Here is a 16,802-nt window from a genome sequence, read left to right on the forward strand (position 1 = left end):
GACCGATTAGTCAGAAAGAGTTACTCGTAATCTGGACTTTTTACTGAACTATTCGAAAATTCTTCCAGTCGGAGCCAATAGCCATCACGCTAAAACCCTGCACACCGGTACTTGTGCGCCATTGAGCTCAAGCGCATGAAAACGGTCCGGGGGATGAGCGATGGACTGCTACGGACATCGTCATTATCAGGAGTGATCCAATGGAGCTGACCACCATGAAAACCCGCACTGTCAAACCTTCATCCACTTACGTGCGCGGGTTCAAGCTGGCCGCGCTGGCCCTGGGCAGTAGCCTGGTCCTGGCTGGCTGTGCAGGCAACCCGCCCACCGAACAGTACGCCGTGACCCAGTCCGCCGTGAACTCTGCCGTCAGCGCAGGCGGCACCGAGTACGCTGCTGTCGAAATGAAAGCCGCTCAGGACAAGTTCAAGCAGGCCGAAATCGCCATGCATGACAAGAAGTACGACGAAGCCAAGCGTCTGGCCGAACAGGCCGAATGGGACGCGCGTCTCGCCGAACGTAAGGCCCAGGCGGCCAAGGCCCAGAAGGCCGTGCAGGACGCCCGTCAAGGCGCCCAGGACGTACGTGAGGAAGGCCTGCGCAGCGCTCAGTGAGCCCTGCCCTGTCTCCCTTAGCCTTCGCACTCGATCAAAGGATGAACACTATGCGCAAACACGTCATGATTCCCGCCCTCCTGGCCCTGAGCGTCGGTCTCGCTGCCTGCTCGCACGACCCGAACGCCAACCTGGAAGCGGCTCGCACCAACTTCTCGTCCCTGCAGAGCGATCCGCAGGCCAGCAAAGTGGCTGCCCTTGAAACCAAGGACGCCCAGGACTGGCTGAACAAGGCCGACAAGGCCTACATGGACCGTGAAGACGAGCAGAAGGTCGACCAACTGGCCTACCTGACCAACCAGCGCGTTGAAGTGGCCAAGCAGACCATCGCCCTGCGCACCGCCGAAGGCGACCTGAAAAACGCCGCCGCGCTGCGCGCACAGGCCAAGCTGGACGCCCGTGACGCCCAGATCGCCAAGCTGCAGCAGAGCCTGAACGCCAAGCAGACCGAACGCGGCACCCTGGTGACCTTCGGCGACGTGCTGTTCGACTTCAACAAGGCTGAGCTCAAGAGCAATGCCTACCCGAACATCACCAAGCTGGCTCAGTTCCTTCAGGAAAACCCTGAGCGCAAGGTGATCGTCGAGGGTTACACCGACAGCGTCGGCTCGGCCAGCTACAACCAGTCCCTGTCCGAGCGTCGCGCCGGCAGCGTGCGCATGGCACTGGTCCGCGCAGGCGTAGACCCAGCTCGCATCGTTGCCCAAGGCTACGGCAAGGAGTATCCGGTAGCGGATAACTCCAGCAACTCGGGCCGCGCCCAAAACCGTCGCGTGGAAGTCACCATCTCCAACGACAACCAGCCTGTTGCACCGCGTTCTTCGATGAAATAACGCCGCACGGCAGGACGAAGAACCCCGCGCTGGAGCGTCCCTCCAGCGCGGGGTTCTTTTTTGGTGCTACCGGTTAGCCACGAAGACCTATCGCACCTGCTGCGGCGTGTCTGCGCCCACACAGCGCACGGCGCGCTTACGGCTGTCGACCAGCACGCCACTGAGGCCTTTTTGCTGGGTGTCGAACAGGACCAGCACACCCTCGGCGCATTGGGCCACCTGCGCTGCCGGCTCCAATGACACCTTGTAGTCTTCGCCGGGTACCGTTTTGAGCATGGTGAAGTCTTGCAGCAACAAGGCATCCTCAGGCTTGGCGAAGTGCAGGTAACCGTAGTACCACAGGGCCCCCACCGTCACGATGATGCTGCCGACTCCTGTCAGGATCAGCGGTATGGCGTTGCGTTCTTCGCTCATTGCGGGTTCTTCTCGTCATAGGCATTGGGCACTTCGGCAAGCCGCCGCAGGCCGGTGAAATGGCTGGGATCATCCAGAAAACGCAGCATCACTTCGCGCCAGGTGGGGTCGGCGAACGTCTGCACGTGCCCACCTCGGGTCAACTGCAGCACTCGAGGCGGCGGCGCCTGCTGATACAGGCGGATGACATTGTTCATCGGCACCAGGTCATCATCGATGCTGTGGAAAAAGAGCTTGGGCGGGCTGGTCAGCTGCCCGACGGACTCGATGGCGCTATCGGCATCGGGCACCAGCCAGGACAAGGGCACCTGAAGTGGCCAGGTCATCCACGAGGTACTCAAGGCGTACTGGCCCACCGCTCGGTAGCTGGCAGGAACGCCGTCGAACACCAGAGCGCTGAAGCGTTCGCGCTGCTCGGGATGGGCCGCCAGGTAGTGGATGGCCATGGCACCGCCCAGACTCTGCCCCAGCAACACCAGAGGCTTGCCCTTGACCTGCGGGGAATGATCGAGCCAGGCCATGGCGGCAGCGATATCCTGATAGACCTCAGGTAGCCGCGGCTTGCCCTCGGACAGCCCGTAGCCTCGGTAGTCGATCATCAGCACCTGGTAACCTTGCTCCGGCAACCAGTAGCTGCCGCCCAGGTGACCGGGCAGATTGCCCCCATTGCCGTGCAGGTGCAGCACCGTGCCCTTGACCGCCACACCTTGCTTGGCCGGCAGCCACCAGGCGTGCAGGCGCACACCGTCGGCGGCAACCAGGGTGACATCGCTGTAAGCGAGCCTGGCCCGCTCAGGCGTGAACGCCTGGCCTCGCTCAGGGTAGAACAGCAAGCCGCTGCACCCGCCCAGCAGCACCAGCAGCATGCCTGCCGTCAGCAGGCGCAGCCCGTTAAAGGATGTTCGCGTAGTCGGTTTCAATACGGTCCAGGCTCAGGTGGTTGAGGAAGTTGGAAAAGCACATCCAGGCCGACAAGGCGTTCAGGTCCCGGAATTGCTCAGGCAGGTACTTGGGCGGCTCCACCAAGCCCTCCTCGACGAGCTGGCGCAGGGTGCGCATGTCTTCGAGGGTGGTCTTGCCGCAGAACAGCAGTGGTATCTGCTCCAGCTTGCCCTTCTTCACGGCCAACTGAATGTAGTTGTAAACCATGATGAAGCCCTTGAGGTAGGACAAGTCCTTGGTAAATGGCAAGCCATTGGGCACCGACCCACGGAATACCCGGCTGGCATTGCTGTAGCTCTGCCCCATGTCGAAGCCCTGTTCCTGGAAGAACTGGTACACCTGCATGAAGTCCGCACCGTCCTCGACCATGTGTATGGCACGGGTCCGGTTGGTCAGTTTGCGCAGGCGGCTGGGGTAGGACGCGAAAGCGATGACTTCCATCAGGATGGCCAGGCCTTCCTGGGTCACCGTCGAGGAAGGCGGGCCCTTGGCCAGGAACGTACAGATAGGCTGGTTCAGGCCGTTGAGTGTGGTGCCCACATGCACCAGCCCCTCGTGGACTTCCAAGGCCCGTACATCACGCGCGTTGAACATGGCATCGGCACGCACCTTGATGTAGTCGGCACCGGCGGCGGCATCGGCCACGATGCCGTCGGACTCGAACACGCGGATGGTCCCTTCGGCTTCGCCGAACACCTTGTTCAACCGGCACTGGAGAATATCCACCGCTTGCTTGGCCGTCAGGTTCTTCGGCTCGTCCTTGAGGTCGCCGCGCCCATCGATGTTGTTCAGGTAGTCCGACAGCATCAAGCCAAGGTCGGCCAGGGTCGGGTCACCGGCATGGAAAACGTCGGAGGCAGCGCCGTACAGCTCCTGGGAAATCAGACCGAAATCTTCCGTGCCCCTGGCCTCGAGCATGCGCACTACCATGCGGTACTCGCGGCACATGCGTTTCATGATCTGCCCCACGGGGCTGAACTGGCCAAGCTGGCGGATGATGTCACGCTCGATGGCCTGGAACTCCGCTTTCACTGCGCTGGAGTCGAACCCAAGTGAGCGCGCCTGGTAATAGGCGCGGTCCACGGCAGGCGGCACCTTGCCCTTGGCCTCGAAGAAGCCGCGGCGGATGCCATCGTCCCACTTGACTGCATCGAGCACGCGAATCGGCGTTTGCGCGGCCACGATACGGTCGGACAGGGCGCGAATGGTTTGCTGGTACTCGTCCACAAAGAAATCCTTATCGGCCGTCAGGCCAAGCCATGTCCCGCTCGTGTCGGGCCACTCAGGTGTCGAGCAGCCTGGGTGGGCGCGCGCCGTTGACGCACCCGCGAATCACCCGAGACCTGCCCTGTCACTTGCCAGCGCGTTTGAAACGCACTGCCTCCACGAACAGGTCCGAATTCGCGGGGTCGTTGAGGTAGGCCAGGACTCGCTCTGGCGGGCTGTCCACCAGCACACCCTCGCCGTTGTCCTGCGCCACTTCGGTGCTGTGCCCGCTCAATTCCTTGCTGCCCAAGGCCTGCTGCACTTGCTGCACATCGAGGTTATAGACCACCAGCTCCTTGCCATCGACGATATCGAAACCACCGATCACGTAGTTGCCCCCAAGTTCGCCCGGCACCCGCGCCGACAGGTACCAGCGATTACCCTGCTGGGCCACGTTGAACACATAGGTCTGCGCAGATTTGCCCTTGGGTGTAGCCACCGCCCTGTAGGCCCCTGCGTCGGCACGCGTGATGACCAGCTTCAGCGGCTCGCCCCAGGCGTCCTTGGTGGTCCAGCTGCCCACAAGCCCCTTGGGTGCCGAGGACTTGCCTGGCAGCGGTTCGGAAAATGTCACCAGACAACCGCCCAGCATCAGGAATGACAGCGTCAATAGCACCACACGCCAGGCTTTCATCAGGTTTTCTTCCTCGAAAAGGTCGGGCTCAAGCCGACGCCAGCACCAACTGCAGGTATCGGGTAAGCATCGCCAGCATCGGCCCATCGGCCTGCGCCTCGGCGTGCTTGAGCAGGCCCTGATATTCCATCTGCTCGATAATCGCCGTCAACATCTGTGCATCCTGTTCCGGCTGCCGCGAGCCAACGACTTGTAGCAGCTGGCGCGTACCGTGCAGCAGAATCTGCTCGTGGGCACACACCAGCTCGGCCAGGCGTGGGCACAACAGCGCTTCCTGGCGAAACGCCTGCTCGGCCATCATGAAATCACGGCGGGTGAGCAGTTGGCGCTGCACATAATCGGCCGTCATGCGCGCCACCTCATCGGCCAGTTTTGCCCGTGCCTGGGGGCTGCCGTCGCCCTGGGCCAGCAGTTGGCGCAGCACCGCTTCGGTGTTGAGCCAGAGCTTGGCCATGTAGGCGGCGCTGCGCTCGACGTACTGGGCGAACGTGTCGGTGAGCAGGTCCTCGATATCCTTGAAGTAGTAGGTGGTGGCCGACAGCGGTACCCCTGCCTCTGCGGCGACGGCACGGTGTCGCACGCCCCGAACGCCATCGCGCACCACGATGCGCATGGCGGCGTCCAGAATCAGTTGGCGGCGCTGTTCGCTGCCTTGCCGGGCCGTCTTGCGACCCTGGTAACGCACGCTTTCGGCAACGGCGGTGGCGATGCCGGCAGCCCCTTGTTGAGCCATGGCGGTTGTCATGGAGTACCTCATGTACGGTGTCTGGTCGGAGCATGCCCGTTCGCGTCCGATCTGGCCCCAGGCATTGGAATCGTAGATTCACTTGGCCAAGGATTGAATCGCGAGCGGGCCGGTGATGACAACATAAAGCTTCGGGCAAGAAAAAGCCGCCTGAAAAGGCGGCTTTTTCGACTTCACTCAGGCCTGCGGACGCATGTGCGGGAACAGGATCACATCGCGGATCGATGGCGAGTTGGTCAGCAGCATCACCAGGCGGTCGATGCCGATGCCCTCGCCCGCCGTTGGCGGCATGCCATATTCCAGCGCGCGCACGAAGTCGGCATCGTAGTGCATGGCCTCGTCGTCACCGGCATCCTTCTCGGCCACCTGGGCCAGGAAGCGCTCGGCCTGGTCTTCGGCATCGTTGAGCTCGGAGTAGGCGTTGGCAATTTCGCGCCCGCCGATGAACAGTTCGAAACGGTCGGTCACCGCAGGGTTCTCGTCGTTGCGACGGGCCAGCGGCGAAACCTCGAACGGGTACTCGGTAATGAAGTGCGGCTGCTCCAGCTTGTGCTCGACCAGCTCTTCGAAAATCATCACCTGCAGCTTGCCCAGGCCTTCATGGCCCAGCACCTTGGCCCCTGCCTTGCGGGCGATGTCGCGGGCGCGGTCGACATCCTGCAGGTCGGCAGCGGTCAGCTCGGGGTTGTACTTGAGGATCGAGTCGAACACCGACAGGCGCACGAACGGCTCGCCGAAGTGGAAGACCTTGTCGCCGTACGGCACATCGGTAGAGCCCAGCACCAGCTGCGCCAGCTCGCGGAACAGTTCCTCGGTGAGGTCCATGTTGTCGCGGTAGTCGGCATAGGCCTGGTAGAACTCGAGCATGGTGAACTCAGGGTTGTGGCGCGTCGAAACCCCCTCGTTGCGGAAATTGCGGTTGATTTCGAAGACCTTCTCGAAGCCACCGACGACCAGACGCTTGAGGTACAGCTCAGGCGCGATACGCAGGAACATGGCCATGTCCAGGGCATTGTGGTGGGTTTCGAACGGCTTGGCCGCTGCACCGCCCGGGATGGTCTGCAACATCGGCGTCTCGACTTCGAGGAAGTCGCGTTCGATGAGGAACTTGCGAATGTGCGAGATGACCTGCGAGCGCACGCGGAAAGTGTGGCGTGTTTCTTCGTTGACCATCAGGTCGACGTAGCGCTGGCGGTAGCGCTGCTCGGTGTCGGTCAGGCCGTGGTGCTTGTCGGGCAGCGGGCGCAGCGACTTGGTCAGCAGGCGCACCTGGGTCATCTCGACGTACAGGTCACCCTTGCCCGAGCGGGCCAGGGTGCCCTCGGCGCTGATGATGTCGCCCAGGTCCCAGGTCTTGACCGCAGCCAGGGTTTCTTCGGGCAGGGTCTTGCGGTTGACATAGACCTGGATACGGCCGGTCATGTCCTGGATGACCATGAACGAGCCACGGTTGAGCATGATACGGCCCGCTACCTTGACCGGGATCGCGGCTGCTTCCAGCTCTTCCTTGGTCTTGTCCGCGTACTGTTTCTGCAGGTCGTTGCAGTAGCTGTCGCGACGGAAGTCGTTGGGGAAGGCATTGCCCTTGACGCGTTCTGCGGCAAGCTTTTCCTTGCGCAGGGCGATCAGGGCGTTCTCTTCCTGTTGCAGGTCTTGCGATTCGGTCTTCAGGTCGCTCATGTCGTCTTTGTTTCCATCAGGTATTCGTTGCCCTTGGCGGGCAGGGCGCGCGTCACCGGCAAGGGGCCGGTGGCGCGGCGATAGGGTGTGGCTTACAGCCCCTGCTTGAGGCTCGCTTCCAGGTACTGGTCAAGGTCACCGTCCAGCACTTTCTGGCAATCGCTGCGTTCCACGCCGGTACGCAGGTCCTTGATGCGCGAGTCGTCCAGCACGTAGGAGCGGATCTGGTGGCCCCAGCCAATGTCCGACTTGCTGTCTTCCAGCGCCTGCGAGGCCGCATTGCGTTTCTGCATTTCCAGCTCGTACAACTTGGCCCGCAGCATTTTCATGGCGGTGTCCTTGTTGGCATGCTGGGAGCGTTCGTTCTGGCACGCCACCACGGTGTTGGTCGGCACGTGGGTGATACGCACTGCCGAGTCGGTGGTGTTGACGTGCTGGCCACCGGCGCCCGAGGAGCGGTAGGTATCGATGCGCAGGTCCGATGGGTTGATCTCGATTTCGACCTTGTCGTCAATTTCGGGCGAGACGAACACGGCCGAGAACGAGGTGTGGCGGCGGGCACCAGAGTCGAACGGGCTCTTGCGCACCAGGCGGTGCACGCCGATCTCGGTGCGCAGCCAGCCGAAGGCGTACTCGCCCTTGATGTGCACGGTGGCGCCCTTGATGCCAGCCACTTCGCCCTCGGAGAGTTCGATGATGGTAGCGTCGAAGCCACGCTTGTCGGCCCAGCGCAGGTACATGCGCAACAGGATGTTGGCCCAGTCCTGCGCCTCGGTACCGCCGGAGCCGGCCTGGATGTCGAGGTAGGCGTTGTTCATGTCCATCTCGCCGCTGAACATGCGACGGAACTCGAGCTGGGCCAGGTTTTCTTCAAGGCCTTGCAGTTCGGTCACGACGTCGCCGACAGCGCCTTCGTCGCCCTCTTCCACGGCCATGTCCAGCAGGTCCTTGCAGTCAGCCAACCCGTTGGACAGTTTGTCCAGGGTCTCGACGACCTGCGCCAGCATGGACCGCTCACGGCCCAGGGCCTGGGCATACTCAGGCTTGTTCCAGACGTTGGGGTCTTCCAGCTCGCGATTGACTTCGATCAGGCGGTCATGCTTGAGATCGTAGTCAAAGATACCCCCGAATGGACTGGGAGCGGTCGGAGAGGTCCTTGATGGTGTTCAGGATCGGTTGGATTTCCATGGGCAGGCTACTCGTGCGAATTCGGTGAAAAGCCTGCGAGTATAACGCCATTCATGCCAGGGCGGCAGTCCCGCCGGGCAGCCCCGCCGGGCAGCCGCGCTCAAATCGCCCGATCGATCAGCCCGAGTCTTGTCCTGATGCGCACCTGATATTTTTGCCAGTTTCTCGATCATGGATTTTACGCATTACTAAATGCGTCAATCCACTGAGTACGGACCGCTATCATGCACGCGCTCTCACATCCTCTGTATTCGCGCACTCATCCCAAACTACTACCCTCATTGATCGTCCTGGCCTTGAGTTGGGCAAGCACGACAACAAATGCGCTGGAAGCCGGTAAGCCGTCGCATGACACGAATACCCTGACAATCATCCCCGCAGCCGAGGACATGCCAGAACCTGGGCTGGAACTGGAAGACCCACCTGTAGCAATAGTCGAAGAGACAACCGCAGACAACCCCTTGCCTCCCTCGAACGACCCAGCAGCCGAGGCTCGCGAGCTTTCGACGCTCAGGACACTGGGCGTGCGCGGTGGAAACCGCATCAATATCTCCCGCGCTGGCCAGTTCGTCAGCATCAGCTACAGTAACCCTCGCATGCGTCAAGGCGACACCTTGAGCATCAGCCTGGCGCCCAAAGGATCTCGACAGACCACCTTCGTCTCCAAACCCATGACCTCCTATGGGGCCGGACCGATAAGCCTTGTCCTGCCGATACGCGAATTGGCAAGTTACGTCGGGCGTGAAGCGGATATTACCGTCGCTATTGGCAGGGGCAATAATCGCCTGGTGTACTCACGCCCGCGAACGATTTCGGTCGTAGCCACCAGCGGGAATGACGTCGCCGCCAGCCTCAATACCCGCTATCGCAATACCGCCAGCCGCTGTTCTTACTCTGGAAGAAACGATTACCCGGCTTACTACTGCAACGGCATCGTCATCCGCTCAGTGGACAACGGTGCATTCGACCCTTGGTTACCCAGCCCCTCGGCCCTTCAAGTACAGGGTATTTCGTTTTCCTATTACAGAATCGACTCAGCGGTCACCGACTTCTACCGCAGGGCCGGCTTCATCTTCTTTCCCCAACGCGAGGCACTCCGCCAGGGCAGAGCTGTAGAGTTCGAGTGCATCTATGCTCATGACGCCTGGACCTTTGCAGGCGAGCGCCAGAAACACGGCTGTGGCCGCAGAACCAGGGCACTGACCCCGGGCGACAACAGCAGTTGCGAAGCGGTGAATGCAACGACCTATCAAAGTTGGGTGGCATTCACAAAGGGGCTTTCCCATATCTCCTACCAATGCTCGCTCAGCACGATGAATGCCGGGCAGTTTGCACTCAGCGTAGCTGTACGCAACCTCCCGCAGTCGACGTTTCCCAACCTGCAAATGGCCAGATGGAATGAACTTGTGGCGAAAATCTGGCTGGCCAATGGTGAAACGCTGCCCTTGAACGCGGCGCAATCCAGCACAATCGGCACACGCCTGCCGATCGAGGCCTTTTTCTATCGCCGAAATGACGCCACATCGTTGAACGACGCCAAGACATTTCAGCGCAAATATAAAGAAAGGACCAACCTCTGGGTGCCGATCGTCGCGCTAGACCTGCGCCAAGTGAAAGGATATCCCTTCACTTATGCCGACACGGACCAAGCCGTTTCGCGATGAAGCTCCTCATTGGAAAGCTCAAGCAACCCCAACTTGGTTACGCCCGCTGTTCTTGGCCTGGTACAGCCCCTTGTCCGCCGCCGAGATCAATTGCCGGCAGTGGCTGCCGATGGGCGGAACCTGCGTGGCCAGGCCCACGCTGACGGTCAGGTGCGCCCCGGCAGACGGTGCCATGTGCTCGATCGCCAGGCCCTGCACGCTCTGGCGCAGTTTCTCGGCGACCAGCCTGGCGCCACCTGGGGAGGTGTTGGGCAACACCAGGGCAAACTCCTCGCCGCCGTAGCGGGCCGGAAGGTCACTGGGCCGCGAGCACGAGCCACGGATGGCTTCTGCCACGCGCCGCAGCGCTTCGTCACCGGCCAGGTGGCCAAAGGTATCGTTGTAGGCCTTGAAATAATCGACGTCGATCATCAACAACGACAACTGTTGCTGCTCGCGCATCGCCCGTCGCCACTCAAGCTCCAGGTACTCATCGAAATGGCGTCGATTGGACAGCCCCGTCAAGCCATCGGAGTTCATCAGCCGTTGCAGCATCAGGTTCGAATCGAGCAACTGCTGCTGGCTGACCCGCAGGGCGCGGTAAGCCTCGTCGCGCTGCAGCAAGGTGAGGTAGGAGCGCGAGTGATAGCGAATGCGCGCCACCAGCTCGATGGTATCGGGCAGTTTGACCAGGTAATCGTTGGCCCCGGCCGCGAACGCGGCGCGCTTGACCAGCGGGTCCTCCTTGGTCGACAGCACGATGATCGGGATGTCCTGGGTGGCCGGGTTGCTGCGGTACTCACGCACCAGCGTCAGGCCATCGAGCCCCGGCATGATCAGGTCCTGCAGAATTACCGTGGGCTTGATGCGCATGGCCTGCTGCACCGCCTGGTGCGGGTCGGCGCAAAAATGAAAATCGATGTTGTCTTCATGGGCCAGGCCCCGCCGCACGGCTTCGCCGATCATGGCCTGATCGTCTACCAGCAGCACCATCGCCGAGTTTTCATCGGCGGCGGCGAACCCTTCGATGGGGAGCTCAGTCATGACTGTTCACCTGAACACGGCCGGCCAGGCGGCATGATTCGTTACACTTCGTCATTGTGCAAAAACTTCCGTCAGACGCCCGGCTATGCCTTCAAGCGGGCGGATTTCCACTGCGGCATCAATCGCCGCAGCAGCCTTGGGCATGCCATAGACAGCACTGCTGGCCTGGTCCTGGGCAATGGTCAGAAAACCCCGTTGGCGCATCATCTTGAGCCCCTGTGCTCCGTCACGTCCCATGCCGGTGAGCAGCACCCCCACCGCCTCGCCTGACCAGTAGCGCACCACGCTTTCGAAGAAGACGTCGATCGAGGGGCGGTAGATTTCATTGACCGGTTCGGCAGTGTAGGCCAGTTGCCCGTTCTGTAGCAGACGCAGATGGTGGTTGGTTCCGGCCAACAGCACCTGGCCAGGTTGCGGTGGTTCCCCTTCGCGTGCCAGGCGCACTGGCAGCCCGGCTGCACTGCTGAGCCATTCGGCCATGCCGGCGGCAAATACCTGATCCACATGCTGAACCAGCACGATCGCGGCCGGAAACCCTGCTGGCACCCCTTTGAGCAGTACCTCCAGGGCCGCCGGGCCACCTGCTGATGAACCGATAGCCACCAGCCCTCGTCGCTGGCTTGCTTCACGCAGCGGTGCGGCAACCGGCCTGGGCGTCGGCGGGCGCTGCTGGCCAATCAGCCAGCTGATGTTGAGAATCTTGCGCAGCAATGGCGCGGCGGCTTCACGGGCGTCGCAAGCCCCCAGCGCCGGTGTATCGACCACATCCAGCGCACCATGCCCCATGGCTTCGAATACCCGGTGCACATTCTGCTTGCGATCGACCGTGACGATGACGATGGCGCACGGGGTATCGGCCATGATCCGACGAGTCGCTTCTACGCCATCCATCACCGGCATGATCAAGTCCATCAGGATCAGGTCCGGCTGCCGTTCCTGGCAGCGTTGCACAGCTTCGGCACCGTTGCTGGCTACCCACACCACTTCATGGGCAGGTTCCAGCGCGACGGCGCGGCGCAAGGCCTCCACTGCCAAGGGCATGTCATTGACGATGGCGATCTTCATCCGTGAGCACCTCCGATCAGTTCGACTACAGCATCGAGCAACGCATCGTCGTGGAAACTGGCTTTGGCCAAATAATAGTCGGCCCCGGCATCCAGGCCACGCCGTCGGTCTTCCTCCCGGTCCTTGTAGGAAACCACCATGACAGGCAGCGATTGCAGGCGCTGGTCCCGGCGCAGCAGGGTAACCAGTTCGATGCCGTCCATACGCGGCATGTCGATGTCGGTGATCAGCAAGTCGAAATCGTCGCCGCGCAGGGCATTCCAGCCATCCATGCCATCGACCGCCACCGCGACGTCGTAGCCGCGATTGCCCAGCAGCTTGCGCTGCAGCTCGCGCACAGTCAGCGAGTCGTCGACGACCAGTACGCGTTTGCGCGCCAGACCAGAGGCGCCGGCACCGCCGCGCTCGACGCGCTCGAGCGTGCCGGTGCTGAGCAGTTTGTCGACCGAGCGCAGAATGTCCTCCACATCGACGATCAGCACCACCGAACCGTCGTCCAGCAGCGCCCCTGAAGAAATGTCCTGCACTTTACCCAGACGCGGGTCGAGCGGCATCACCACCAGCACCCGCTCGCCGATCAGGCGCTCGACGGCCACGCCATACAAGCGCTCGCGCTCGCGAATGACCACAACCCGCAGGCTGTCCTGGTCGGTTTGCCCGGCCGGCCGGTGCAGCAACTGGCTGGCCGCTACAAGACCGATGTGCTGGCCGTCATGCCAGAAATGCTGCCGCCCTTCAATCTGCACGATGTCGTTGGCGTCCACCGCCAGGGTGTGTTCGATATGCGCCAGGGGGAAGGCATAGGCTTCCCCGCCGACTTCCACGACCAGGCTGCGCACGACCGACAAGGTCTGCGGTACCTGCAGGTGGAAGCGGCACCCCAGTCCGGGCGTCTGGGTCAGTTCGATTGCCCCGCGCAACTCGCGAATCATGTGCTGCACGGCGTCAAGGCCCACACCTCGCCCAGACACTTCGGTCACCGTGTCCCGCAGGCTGAAGCCTGGCAGGAAGAGGAACGTGAGCAATTCATCGTCACTCATCCGCGCGACGGTTTCGGCTGGAGACAGGGCACGCTCGACGATGCTGGCACGCAGGCGATCCAAGTCCACACCGGCACCGTCGTCCATCAGCTCAAGGCTCAGCATCCCGGCATGGTGCGAGACGCGCAGGCGGATCAGCCCCTCTTCGGGCTTGCCCGCCAACAGCCGCCTGTCTGGCAGTTCGATGCCATGATCCACCGCGTTACGCAGCAAGTGGGTCAGCGGAGCCTCGAGCTTTTCCAGCACGTCACGATCGACCTGGGTTTTCTCGCCTTCGATGACCAGGCGCACCGGTTTGCCCAGGGCGCGCCCCAGGTCGCGCACCATGCGGCTCTGCCCGGCCAGCACATCGGCAAACGGGCGCATGCGGCAGGCCAGGGCGGTGTCGTAGAGCAGTTGCGCGCGCTGGCTGGCCTGCCAGCCGAATTCGTCCAGATCGGCCGCTTGCTGACGCAGGATCTGCTGGGTCTCGGCCAACAAGCGTTGGGTCTGGGCCAAGGCTTCGAGTACCTCGTTACCCTGGCCGCTGTCTTCGAGTTGCAGGCGCAAGCCATCAAGCGCCTGCATGCCCTGGCCATGCATGCGCTTGAGGCGCTGCAAGGTGGCCAGGTAAGGCTTGAGACGCTGGGTTTCCACCAGGGATTTGCTGGACAGGTCGAGCAGGCTGTTGAGCCTGTCGGCGGTCACTCGCAGCACCCGCTCGCCCCCTTCGACCGTGCGCTTGCCGGCCTTGCGACGTGGGGCGGGCTCGACATCGGCCGTCGGCTCAGACGCCGGTGCAGGCGGCGCGGTCGGTGTCTGGCTCGCAACCGGCGGTGGCGCCATCGGTGGACGGGCCTGCGCGGGGGCGGCAGGTGCAGCGCTCGGCCTGCCGGGCTCCAACACGGCGGCCATCAGCACCAGAAAGCCGGGCACACCGTCCTGGGCGGCCGTGTCGCCAGGCGTAGCAATGCGCATCAACAGGTCGGTGCCCTGCAGCAGCGCGTCGATGTGCTCAGCGCTCAGGCGCAGGCGGCCTTCCTGGGCCGCCACCAGGCAGTCCTCCATCACGTGCGCAACGCTGACACCGGCATCCACGCCAACGATGCGTGCAGCCCCTTTGAGGGAATGGGCTGCGCGCATGCAGGCTTCCAGCTGGTCGGCCTGGGTAGGGTTGCGCTCCAGTGCCAGGAGCCCGGCGCTGAGCACCTGCGTCTGGGCCTCGGCTTCAAGGCTGAACAGTTCGAGCAACGAGGCGTCGCGCATTTGCTCAGGGGTCATGACAGGCTCCGCTGTACGGCAGACAACAGCTGTTGCTCATCCAGCACACGCACGCTGCGCCCGCGCCATTGCAGCACCGCTGCCGTAAAGCGCATGGCGTCGTGAGCAGGGTCGGTGGGCCGATCAAGCCGGTGAATACCGTCGATTTCCTCGACGGCCATGACCACCGGACCACCCTCGGCTGCCAGGATCAGCATGCGTGGCAAGCCCCGATTGTTGCGCTGTTCAGTCACGCCGCCTGGGGTACCCAGCAGCTCCTGCAACGACAGGCACGGCACCAGGGCACCCCGCACATTGGCAACGCCCAACAGCACGCGCGAGCGCTGATGGGGTAGCGAATGCACGGCCTGCAAGGGCGCGATTTCGGCCAGGCATGCCGTAGGCAACGCCAGCCACTCCTCCCCCAGGCGGAACAACAGCATCGAGCGCCCTGTACAGGCCTGCTCGACCGCCTCCAGGTCCGGCTGTGCGTCGGTGTCCTGCACCAGTGCGTAGCGGTCCAGCAGGCGCGTGGCCGCGGCGGCGTACACCTCGCAGTTGCGACAATGGACATGACGCTCAAGCAGCGGGCATTGCTTGTTGCCATGCACGCCGATGCGATTCCAGCAGTCATCGATGCGCACATCGGTTTCGGCGAGCAGGTCGGTCACAGCCTCATCGTTCATCGGTCGGCCTCCCGACCCGCACGCATGGCACGGCTTTGCAGACGCTGGGCCCCGGCCTGGTCACCCTGGGCCTGCAAGAGCGCGGCCAGGTGAACGAGCGCTTCGGGGTGCTGCGGCTCAAGGTACAGCGCCTTGCGGTAGTGAACCTGTGCTTGTTGCAAATCACCTTCGGTGTCGCTGAGCAGACCCAACCAATAGTACACCTGGGCCGACGGTGGGTACTGGCGCAGGTAACGCTGGCAGGCATCACGCGCCTGCTGGCTATTGCCGGCATTGGCATGCTCGGCAATGCTTGCCAGCAATTCGCGGGCGCCGAGCCCGGTAGCTTCGACGGCCTGCCGGTCAGGCACAGACCCAAGAGACCCGCGCATGCGTGGCAGGGGGACATTGGTCGGCCGGTGGCCGGTCAACGGCTTGATGGGTTCGCGTTGAATCGGCACGGCCGGCGCCGGTCGTTGCTGAGCCAAATCGTCTTGGCGCACATAGGCAAAAGACTGGGCAATGCCCACCGGACGCATGCCAAGGCGAGCCAGCAGGCTGCCTTCGGCGGGCCCGATGAACAGCACGCCTTGGGGGTGAAGCAGGCGCTTGAGGGTTTCGAACACCCGTTGCTGGGTGGGCACATCGAAATAGATCAGCAGGTTGCGGCAGAACACGAAGTCGTAGAGGCCCTCCCGGCTGGCCAATGCCGGATCAAGGACATTGCCGACGTGCAGGGTCACTTGCTGGCGCACACGGTCATGCACGCGATGGCCCTCGTCGATGGCATCGAAGTACCGTTCGCGAAAACCCAGGTCGTCGCCACGAAACGCGTTGCGCCCGTAAAGACCCTGGCTGGCCTTGGCCACAGAGGCAGGGCTGATGTCCATACCGTCGATCAGGAAGGATGCCGGGGCGATGCCGGCATCGAGCAGCGCCATCGCCAGCGAATAGGGCTCCTCCCCTGTCGAACAAGGCAGGCTGAGCAAGCGCACAGGGCGAGCGGCGGCCAATTCGGCCAGGCGTTTGTGCGCAAGGCTTGCCAGGGCAGTGAAGGACTCGCGGTAGCGGAAGAACCACGTCTCCGGCACGATCACCGCTTCGATCAGCGCCTGCTGCTCGGCCGGCGATTGCTGCAGGCGCAGCCAGTAGTCGTCCAGACCGCTGACACCCAGCGCCGCGCTGCGCTGACGCAGGGCACGCTCGACCATCGATGCGCCCACCGACTCGACGTCCAAACCTATGCGCTCACGCAGAAAATGAAAGAAATGCCGCTCGTTCATGCGCAGGTCCCGCCCTGTGCGTCAGGGTACAGCACACGGTGCACGGCCTCGGGCAACACCTGGTCGACCTCGATGCGCTGCACCAGCCCCTGGGCATCCTGGCGGACCGGCCCCAGGTAAGGTGCGGGGTCATTGTCCACGCCATAGGGTTTGAATTCATCAGCACGGCAGCGCAGGGTTTCGGTGGCGTGCTCCAGAATCAGGCCCAGTTGCAGTGCGCTGCGATAGCGCACCAGCACCAGGCGGGTACTGGTACGTTGCAGCGCCGGCCGCCCTATGCACAAGGCAGCCAAGTCCACCACCGGCACCAACTGGCCACGGTGGGCAAGAACACCCGCCACCCAATGCGGCGCTTGCAGCACTGGCTTGAGAGGCTGACGGGGCAGCACCTTGATTACCTCCTGCACGGACAGGGCAAAACGCTGGTCACCCAGGTGAAACTGCAGGTACAGCGCGCCGTTGTCGTGGCCTGCCGGCACGGCGCGCGGTTGCATGTCGATCATCGTC

16 protein-coding genes are annotated in these 16,802 nt (G+C 62.8%); 3 read left to right on the plus strand and 13 right to left on the minus strand.

Features of this window, described 5'->3' with window-relative positions; all coding sequences use genetic code 11:
* Nucleotides 1-200: 200 nt before the first annotated feature.
* Together ACK59L_RS09155 and ACK59L_RS09160 are read left to right on the plus strand one after the other, a co-directional pair.
* The gene (locus ACK59L_RS09155; protein ID WP_023534068.1) at nt 201-614 is read left to right on the plus strand and encodes a DUF4398 domain-containing protein; all 414 of its coding nucleotides are present in this window, start codon (nt 201-203) and stop codon (nt 612-614) included.
* A 50-nt stretch (nt 615-664) separates the two neighbouring features.
* Nucleotides 665-1,447, plus strand: a complete 783-nt coding sequence (locus ACK59L_RS09160; RefSeq protein WP_027913844.1) for an OmpA family protein — start codon at nt 665-667, stop codon at nt 1,445-1,447.
* 87 nt (nt 1,448-1,534) lie between these two features.
* Here ACK59L_RS09160 and ACK59L_RS09165 read toward each other — a convergent pair whose 3' ends face one another.
* The 7 genes from ACK59L_RS09165 to prfB all read right to left on the minus strand — a co-directional run bounded on the left by ACK59L_RS09165 (nt 1,535) and on the right by prfB (nt 8,316).
* A complete protein-coding gene (locus ACK59L_RS09165) occupies nt 1,535-1,861 on the minus strand; it encodes a hypothetical protein (protein WP_058639547.1) in 327 nt (108 codons plus the stop codon).
* Nucleotides 1,858-2,781 (minus strand): alpha/beta hydrolase, encoded by a 924-nt coding sequence (locus ACK59L_RS09170; RefSeq protein ID WP_409273138.1) that lies wholly within the window; start codon nt 2,779-2,781, stop codon nt 1,858-1,860. The genes ACK59L_RS09165 and ACK59L_RS09170 overlap by 4 nt, the downstream gene beginning before the upstream one ends.
* The gene (locus tag ACK59L_RS09175; protein WP_144965239.1) at nt 2,753-4,030 is read right to left on the minus strand and encodes a flavohemoglobin expression-modulating QEGLA motif protein; all 1,278 of its coding nucleotides are present in this window, start codon (nt 4,028-4,030) and stop codon (nt 2,753-2,755) included. The genes ACK59L_RS09170 and ACK59L_RS09175 overlap by 29 nt, the downstream gene beginning before the upstream one ends.
* Before the next feature lie 124 nt (nt 4,031-4,154).
* Nucleotides 4,155-4,703: a hypothetical protein gene (locus tag ACK59L_RS09180; RefSeq protein WP_409273141.1), complete on the minus strand. Its 549-nt coding sequence runs from the start codon at nt 4,701-4,703 to the stop codon at nt 4,155-4,157.
* Between the two features lie 28 nt (nt 4,704-4,731).
* On the minus strand, nt 4,732-5,436 hold the full coding sequence (locus ACK59L_RS09185) for a TetR/AcrR family transcriptional regulator (protein WP_027913840.1): 705 nt from the start codon (nt 5,434-5,436) through the stop codon (nt 4,732-4,734).
* Between the two features lie 189 nt (nt 5,437-5,625).
* On the minus strand, nt 5,626-7,128 hold the full coding sequence (gene lysS, locus ACK59L_RS09190; RefSeq protein WP_409273143.1) for a lysine--tRNA ligase: 1,503 nt from the start codon (nt 7,126-7,128) through the stop codon (nt 5,626-5,628).
* Between the two features lie 92 nt (nt 7,129-7,220).
* Nucleotides 7,221-8,316, minus strand: a protein-coding gene (prfB, locus tag ACK59L_RS09195) for a peptide chain release factor 2 (protein WP_110606993.1) whose coding sequence is annotated in 2 segments (ribosomal slippage) — nt 7,221-8,243 and nt 8,245-8,316 — 1,095 coding nt in all. Because the reading frame shifts where the segments join, the coding sequence is not laid out codon by codon here.
* Nucleotides 8,317-8,540: 224 nt separating this feature from the next.
* On the opposite strand from prfB, the gene ACK59L_RS09200 reads away from it, so the two are divergent.
* On the plus strand, nt 8,541-9,980 hold the full coding sequence (locus ACK59L_RS09200; RefSeq protein WP_196136921.1) for a hypothetical protein: 1,440 nt from the start codon (nt 8,541-8,543) through the stop codon (nt 9,978-9,980).
* An 18-nt stretch (nt 9,981-9,998) separates the two neighbouring features.
* On the opposite strand, the gene ACK59L_RS09205 is transcribed toward ACK59L_RS09200, so the two are convergent.
* From ACK59L_RS09205 to ACK59L_RS09230, 6 genes are read right to left on the minus strand one after another with little or no spacing between them, the layout of a single operon-like run.
* A complete protein-coding gene (locus tag ACK59L_RS09205; protein ID WP_196136922.1) occupies nt 9,999-11,003 on the minus strand; it encodes a PleD family two-component system response regulator in 1,005 nt (334 codons plus the stop codon).
* A gap of 51 nt (nt 11,004-11,054) precedes the next feature.
* Entirely contained in the window at nt 11,055-12,068 is a 1,014-nt protein-coding gene (locus ACK59L_RS09210; protein ID WP_409273146.1) for a chemotaxis response regulator protein-glutamate methylesterase, read from the minus strand.
* The gene (locus ACK59L_RS09215) at nt 12,065-14,368 is read right to left on the minus strand and encodes a hybrid sensor histidine kinase/response regulator (RefSeq protein WP_409273148.1); all 2,304 of its coding nucleotides are present in this window, start codon (nt 14,366-14,368) and stop codon (nt 12,065-12,067) included. Before ACK59L_RS09215 ends, ACK59L_RS09210 begins: the two co-directional genes overlap by 4 nt.
* Nucleotides 14,365-15,033, minus strand: coding sequence for a chemotaxis protein CheW (locus tag ACK59L_RS09220; RefSeq protein WP_058603757.1), 669 nt, complete (start codon nt 15,031-15,033; stop codon nt 14,365-14,367). Before ACK59L_RS09220 ends, ACK59L_RS09215 begins: the two co-directional genes overlap by 4 nt.
* The gene (locus tag ACK59L_RS09225) at nt 15,030-16,295 is read right to left on the minus strand and encodes a CheR family methyltransferase (RefSeq protein ID WP_409273150.1); all 1,266 of its coding nucleotides are present in this window, start codon (nt 16,293-16,295) and stop codon (nt 15,030-15,032) included. Before ACK59L_RS09225 ends, ACK59L_RS09220 begins: the two co-directional genes overlap by 4 nt.
* Nucleotides 16,292-16,798: a chemotaxis protein CheW gene (locus tag ACK59L_RS09230; RefSeq protein WP_409273152.1), complete on the minus strand. Its 507-nt coding sequence runs from the start codon at nt 16,796-16,798 to the stop codon at nt 16,292-16,294. Before ACK59L_RS09230 ends, ACK59L_RS09225 begins: the two co-directional genes overlap by 4 nt.
* Nucleotides 16,799-16,802: the final 4 nt, after the last annotated feature.

Source organism: Pseudomonas sp. KCJK9111 (genome assembly GCF_046231935.1).
In the GTDB taxonomy this organism is placed as follows: domain Bacteria; phylum Pseudomonadota; class Gammaproteobacteria; order Pseudomonadales; family Pseudomonadaceae; genus Aquipseudomonas; species Aquipseudomonas parafulva_B.

Coding starts and splice junctions, on each gene's coding strand:
- ACK59L_RS09155 (WP_023534068.1), top strand. CDS start 201: ATGGAGCTGACCACCATGAAAACCCGCACTGTCAAACCTTCATCCACT.
- ACK59L_RS09160 (WP_027913844.1), top strand. CDS start 665: ATGCGCAAACACGTCATGATTCCCGCCCTCCTGGCCCTGAGCGTCGGT.
- ACK59L_RS09165 (WP_058639547.1), bottom strand. CDS start 1,861: ATGAGCGAAGAACGCAACGCCATACCGCTGATCCTGACAGGAGTCGGC.
- ACK59L_RS09180 (WP_409273141.1), bottom strand. CDS start 4,703: ATGAAAGCCTGGCGTGTGGTGCTATTGACGCTGTCATTCCTGATGCTG.
- ACK59L_RS09185 (WP_027913840.1), bottom strand. CDS start 5,436: ATGGCTCAACAAGGGGCTGCCGGCATCGCCACCGCCGTTGCCGAAAGC.
- lysS (WP_409273143.1), bottom strand. CDS start 7,128: ATGAGCGACCTGAAGACCGAATCGCAAGACCTGCAACAGGAAGAGAAC.
- ACK59L_RS09200 (WP_196136921.1), top strand. CDS start 8,541: ATGCACGCGCTCTCACATCCTCTGTATTCGCGCACTCATCCCAAACTA.
- ACK59L_RS09205 (WP_196136922.1), bottom strand. CDS start 11,003: ATGACTGAGCTCCCCATCGAAGGGTTCGCCGCCGCCGATGAAAACTCG.
- ACK59L_RS09210 (WP_409273146.1), bottom strand. CDS start 12,068: ATGAAGATCGCCATCGTCAATGACATGCCCTTGGCAGTGGAGGCCTTG.
- ACK59L_RS09215 (WP_409273148.1), bottom strand. CDS start 14,368: ATGACCCCTGAGCAAATGCGCGACGCCTCGTTGCTCGAACTGTTCAGC.
- ACK59L_RS09220 (WP_058603757.1), bottom strand. CDS start 15,033: ATGAACGATGAGGCTGTGACCGACCTGCTCGCCGAAACCGATGTGCGC.
- ACK59L_RS09225 (WP_409273150.1), bottom strand. CDS start 16,295: ATGAACGAGCGGCATTTCTTTCATTTTCTGCGTGAGCGCATAGGTTTG.
- ACK59L_RS09230 (WP_409273152.1), bottom strand. CDS start 16,798: ATGATCGACATGCAACCGCGCGCCGTGCCGGCAGGCCACGACAACGGC.